The organism is Fuerstiella marisgermanici (assembly GCF_001983935.1).
Taxonomy (GTDB): domain Bacteria; phylum Planctomycetota; class Planctomycetia; order Planctomycetales; family Planctomycetaceae; genus Fuerstiella; species Fuerstiella marisgermanici.
This window is the reverse complement of record NZ_CP017641.1, coordinates 8028925-8034253: the sequence shown is the minus strand read 5'-3', so window position 1 is coordinate 8034253 and position 5329 is coordinate 8028925. Positions and strand designations below refer to the sequence as shown.

The 5329-nt window shown below is 55.2% G+C and carries 4 protein-coding genes; 3 read left to right on the top strand and 1 reads right to left on the bottom strand.

Features of this window, described 5'->3' with window-relative positions:
- Nucleotides 1–161 precede the first annotated feature (161 nt).
- The 3 genes from Fuma_RS30360 (at nt 162) to Fuma_RS30350 (ending at nt 4321) form a co-directional block, all read left to right on the top strand.
- On the top strand, nt 162–911 hold the full coding sequence (locus tag Fuma_RS30360) for a PEP-CTERM sorting domain-containing protein (RefSeq protein ID WP_077027425.1): 750 nt from the start codon (nt 162–164) through the stop codon (nt 909–911).
- A 198-nt stretch (nt 912–1109) separates the two neighbouring features.
- Nucleotides 1110–2756, top strand: a complete 1647-nt coding sequence (xrtU, locus tag Fuma_RS30355) for an exosortase U (protein WP_077027424.1) — start codon at nt 1110–1112, stop codon at nt 2754–2756.
- Nucleotides 2753–4321: a tetratricopeptide repeat protein gene (locus tag Fuma_RS30350; RefSeq protein ID WP_145944465.1), complete on the top strand. Its 1569-nt coding sequence runs from the start codon at nt 2753–2755 to the stop codon at nt 4319–4321. Before xrtU ends, Fuma_RS30350 begins: the two co-directional genes overlap by 4 nt.
- A 540-nt stretch (nt 4322–4861) precedes the next feature.
- Here Fuma_RS30350 and Fuma_RS36045 read toward each other — a convergent pair.
- Nucleotides 4862–5107, bottom strand: a complete 246-nt coding sequence (locus tag Fuma_RS36045) for a hypothetical protein (protein ID WP_077027421.1) — start codon at nt 5105–5107, stop codon at nt 4862–4864.
- Nucleotides 5108–5329: the final 222 nt, after the last annotated feature.

Below are 5329 nucleotides of genomic sequence, written 5' to 3'. Positions count from 1 at the left end.
GCACCCTCAGAAACCCGGCTTATTTGATAAGCCGGTATCTTGTTCCTTCTTGCCGACGCAGGACTGTTAATTCATCGTCAAAGATTGTCAAAAAGAGTGGCGACAGATCGACTGTTCTGCCTATCTTATGAAATCAATGTTTTCATTCAGGAGTCCATAACGTGTTACGACTGTCAAATTTTGCTGCTGCCAGCGCGTTGCTTATGTTCAGCTCGACCGCGTACGCTGACTTGGTTCTGGACCTGGCAACATCAGGGCCGACGACCGTAACCAGTGGTTCGACGGTGAACATCGACCTAATTCTGCGCGACACGGATAATTCAAATTTTGGTCCAATCGCCGGGCCAGGTTCGACTGCGATAGGATTGCTTACCGGAGGTGGCACGCTGATTCAGTCGGCCCAGACCGGCACAGGCGCGGCTATAGTCACTGGGGCGACGGTAGGGGCCGACTTCTTGCAACTAGCTTTTAACGGAATGAACAGTATTCCAACGGTGCTGGATTCTGGACAACTGCAGTCACCCGGACTGGGCGGTGTGCAGGCGTTGGCTTTACTCCCTGCAGGGATCGGAACCGGGATTGCGCATATCGCAACATTCGCCGCTACGATCACGGGAGGCGTTGGCGACACGGTCACCATCAGCGCTGACACACTTGGCCTCAACGCCGCCGGAACTTTACCGGTGGTCGGCAACCAACTTTTCGGTTCTCTTCCGCCGGCGGGCAACCTCGACGCCGCACTAGGCAGCTTCGCCGCGCCTGGCGCTGGGGCGTCGTTTGGTTCGCTGACCTTCGAGGTTGCTGCTGTGCCGGAACCATCCACGTTGTTCGTCGGTGCTTTGCTGGCCTGTGGGGGAGCGGTTTACGTCAAGCGGCGGCGTAAGTCGATTGCCACCGAAGCTGACTGCTAACTTTCGGTTGGTGTAAGCAAGCGTGCAGCTGCTGCACGCTTCGGTGTTCAAGGAACGGCGTCGAAATCCCCTGTTGCCATTTTTGAGGCCATCTTATTTCGAAACGTTGAATCTCATCCGCACGTCGAATATTCGGATGGCAATTGGCTGGTTTGCCAACGTTGCTTGCTCACCAACCTGCCAATCAGGTGTCCTCCCATGTATCGCTGGATCATTTTCGCAGTTGCCGCCCTCTTCGCGTACGGGCCGTTGCTGTTGGAACATGGTCGGCAACTTTGGTCGCGGGACTACTTTCAGTTTTTTCCGGTTTACATACTTGCGATTGCATTCGTAACCCGGGAACGCATAACGAAATCTGAGTTTCCAGAGAAGCACCAGTGGCGTGTTGCTCCAGTCGGTCTTGGACTTGCCGGTCCTGTGCTTGCCGTTGCGTATTGGTTCTGGTCGCCGTGGCTGGCAGCGGTTTCGTTTCTGTTGCTGGGAGACTCGCTGCTTTGCCACTTCCCTCTGGCACGACGAACGTGGCGTCTGCTTGTACTGTTGATTCCGCTGCCGCTTGGATTTGATGCAGCACTGGTCCACAGGCTTCAGTTGCTGTCGTCAGAACAGGCATCCCGAATCCTCGATTTTCTGAATGTGCTGCATGTGATGCAGGGCAACGTGCTCGAACTGGATGGCAGGCGCCTGTTCGTTGAAGAAGCCTGCAGTGGAATCAGTTCCGTCTACATGTTCACCGCAGCGACATTATTTTACGTAGCGGTTTCGGGGAGTCGTCTTGTCCTCAGCGTGCCGCTGTTGCTTTCCGTGGCATGGTGGTCTCTGCTTGCGAATGTTTTTCGGATCGTCACTATTGCTGTTGCACATCAACGCAATCAGGCAGATCTGTCCGTCGGCCTGCCTCACGAAGCGGTGGGTCTGGTCACCATGCTTTTGGCCCTGATCGGAATCTTCAGTACGAAGTCGCTGCTCGATTTTCTGACGGCATCGATCGAGGACACTGAGTCACTCACAGACAGCGCGTCCACGACTTTGTCACCGACTGTCCTTTGGGACATCATCACCACGCATAAGCGATTCCTTGTGTATGGTTCGGAACGAGCTCGGTTTGCGATTCTTGTTTCCGTTCGCAGGTTGATCCCCACGTTGGCAACCATTCTCATCGTGTGCGGCACCATGTATTGGGGAATAGTGACTGCTGCAGCGATTCGCCAGAATGTCGCAAGCTCCCCACCGCCTGAGGTTACCGAAATTCGCCAATCGCAGCTGCAGGGTTTTGAGGCGCTCTCAGCGACGTCGTTCGACATGTTGCCGGGGTTTCACGTTGACAGCTTTGAAGAGCTTACACGTTCCAGCGCTGAAGAACGCGGCCTCTTCGGCAGGCACTCGAAAACGTGGAAGTTCCGGTCTCCGGCGGTCAACGGTGCGTTATCGGTAGATGGCCCTCTTCACGGCTGGCATGATTTGCGAGTCGGATATGAACGACAGAACTGGAAATTCGAAGACACCGACACACATCGCCTCCCCGGCCATGGGGAAGTAGATCTTCTTATTCAGGTCAGCATGATTAACCCAGCCGGCCAGCGATGCCGAGTCTCCTTCTGTGAATGCTACCCGAACGGCGAACCTGCGCCGCCACCGATGTCGACGAACGCGACCAGTGTCAGGGCTCGAATTCAGGGGCACATCAACGAAGTCACAGGTGACGCCGAGGCCACAACGTTGTGGCAGGTGCGGCTTGTGACTCAACGGTCATCGGGCTTATCGATCGAATCCGAGCGACAGGCGGAGCGACAACTTCTCGGCGACGTTGTTGCTGCGCTACGAAGTCAATGGAAGCATCGATGATTCGCTGTATCTGGACATTCAAACTCTCACCGAGCGCTTTCCTGATGGGAGTGCCACGATTTTGCGTGCGGTATCTGCGTTCGCGCAATCGAAACCGGTTGTTATGCGGCATACCGGCGATGGCGTTGACGGCAACGATCATCATGATTCTGCGCCAGACAGACACAGACGAATCGCGAGCTGATTTAAAGGCGCGTTACGCTCGTCTCTCTCAGGCTGCTATCGAATCAAACGCCCCGGAAGCAGCCGAAACATATTTCGCCCGGGTCCTCACGCTCTCCGATGATCGGCTCGCCGAATCTTTCAACTTCGCGAAACAGCTGTACCTTGCAGCCGATGGTCCTGCGAACCATACGTTTCTGCTGAGTCCCGCAGACGAATCGCTCGATACGAATGCAACGGAAGAGCTGCTCCGACGCTCACTGAGGTTGATGCAGTCATTGGCACCGCGGCGAGGATCGTCGAAGGGCTACATACCGGCACACCAATTTCTGGCCGGCTTCTGGCGATCGCGTTTGCCGAAAACGGATCTCACAACAACTCTGGCCCTCCAGCACGAAGCCGCGGCCGCCCCGCACGATCCGGAACCGGCGATCAGGCTGGCCAGGTTCATATCAGAACGAGGCTATCATCAACACGCATTGGATCTGCTGGAGCCACTGCAGAAGGGACACGCAGGCATTCACATACAGCTTGCTGTTGAACATGCTCAATTACAGCACCCCCGCAAAGCCGAGAAGTGCCTTGCAAATGCCGAGTCGATTCTGGTTAAAGAGCTGCTTGAGGATCCAACTGACGTTGTGGCTCGACTGGCCCTCAGTCGAGTGCAGGCAGCTCAGGGACGGTTGCTTGAGTCCATGCTACTGCTCGCAGACGGTTGCCAGCATGAAAGGTCGCCGAAGCTGGTTGACCACCTGATCAGCCGATACAGCCTTTGGCTGTCAATGATGGCACCCGAAGCGGTGGCGCAGCAATTGAACGAAATCACTCTGGCGCTGAAACACTCCACGATATGGGACGCGGCATACTTGAACCCTGGCTCCCAGGCGCTCCACACGTCAACGGGCGAGGCAGTCTTCGTACCCGGACCAATTGTGGCATTTCATGCCGCACTGCTCGCCGGCGATGGCGAGTGGCTGGTGCCCCTGATTCTCGGAACTGATGCCGCGGCGCGAGCTGACTTTGTCGCAGCACGGGACCTGTTGCAGGAAGCGTATGAGGTAGCACCCAGGCACCCGGTCATCGCCAACAACCTGGCATGGACGCTGCTTCAAATGAATAACTCGGAAAGCGATTCTGGCGAATTGCCGAATGCCGGGGACGATTCCACCCAGCATACCGACATTCCAGGCGCATCACTGCTGGAGGCATGGGAACTCACAAATATCGCCGTTGCCGCAGATCCTGAAAACCTTCCCTTCCGAGAAACCCGCGGACAGATCGCCGCGGCCACGAACCGCTGGCAAATCGCCCTCGAAGACCTTCAAACCTGCGCCGACGCCGGATTTCATTCCCGGGGCTTGTTTCGAACACTCAATCTCGCACGTCAACGGACCAGTCAATAGCATCGCGGGCAGCCCGCGGGTGACCCTCAACCCGAGAATGTTGTCGGTGCCCAATGAGCATAAATATGTATCCGGGCGACGAGTATTCCAGCATGCACTATAGCCACTTAAAAACATGCCCGACGCAGAACCGGCTTCTTTGCAACACGGATACTCAAAACTGAAGTCGTCGAACGGGCTGCACAATACGGCCTGTTTGTGCAAATACTAAGTGATCAGGATTCCACTGGGCTGTTTGTGTAACGGCATCGGATTGTGTTTGAAGTGCCTGGTGGGTGCGATTACAGTCCATGTAGTTCCCCAATAACTCGCTGTCTCCTCGACGCCGTTGCGCTTCTTCTCCTTTGTGCCTGAAACCGGCCACGAACCCTCGTTCTTTTGGCTCTTAATCAAGAATCGAATTCTACGTGAAATCATGTGCTGGTCGTTACTCCCAACTTCGAGCAAAGCGTAGAGGGTCATGCTTGTCCCCGGGGCATAGCTTTTGTCGTTGACAAGCCATCCCCATCCACCGTCTTCCTGTTGTTTTGCTTGTAGCTCTCAGACAAATTCAAGCGAGGATTGTTGATCTTCCAGCTGTTGTACGAGCAACAGTCGCACTGCATACCACACCGTGCTCATCGCGTTCTCACTTGACTGAATAGGCTCGAGCGTTTTTGACACAACGCTGCTGTCCTTCGGGGCACTGCTGTAATCTACCAAAGCCAAAGTGAGCCACTTCGTCGTCACAGCAGCGGTCTCCTGTTTCGGACGCTTCTGAAACGGAAGTGGCCACAGGACTTCCATGAACCACTTGTCTCCTAATCCTCTGCAATGATCTCCGCCAACCTAGTGAAGGACTCCCGTCGATCTTCGGTGTTTTCGACCAGCGTGCCAGTCATCATCAGCTGAACCAGTCCCTCCTTGTTACCTGCACCAAGTTACCTGCACCAAAAGTATTTCCCCCATCATTGGTTTCAAGTGACGACCTTAGCGACCAATCGAGCCAATCATCCAACTGATCACTAA

Excerpts from the sequence above, each read along its gene's own strand:
- xrtU (WP_077027424.1), top strand. The coding sequence starts at position 1,110 with ATGTATCGCTGGATCATTTTCGCAGTTGCCGCCCTCTTCGCGTACGGG.
- Fuma_RS36045 (WP_077027421.1), bottom strand. The coding sequence starts at position 5,107 with ATGGAAGTCCTGTGGCCACTTCCGTTTCAGAAGCGTCCGAAACAGGAG.
- Fuma_RS30350 (WP_145944465.1), top strand. The coding sequence starts at position 2,753 with ATGATTCGCTGTATCTGGACATTCAAACTCTCACCGAGCGCTTTCCTG.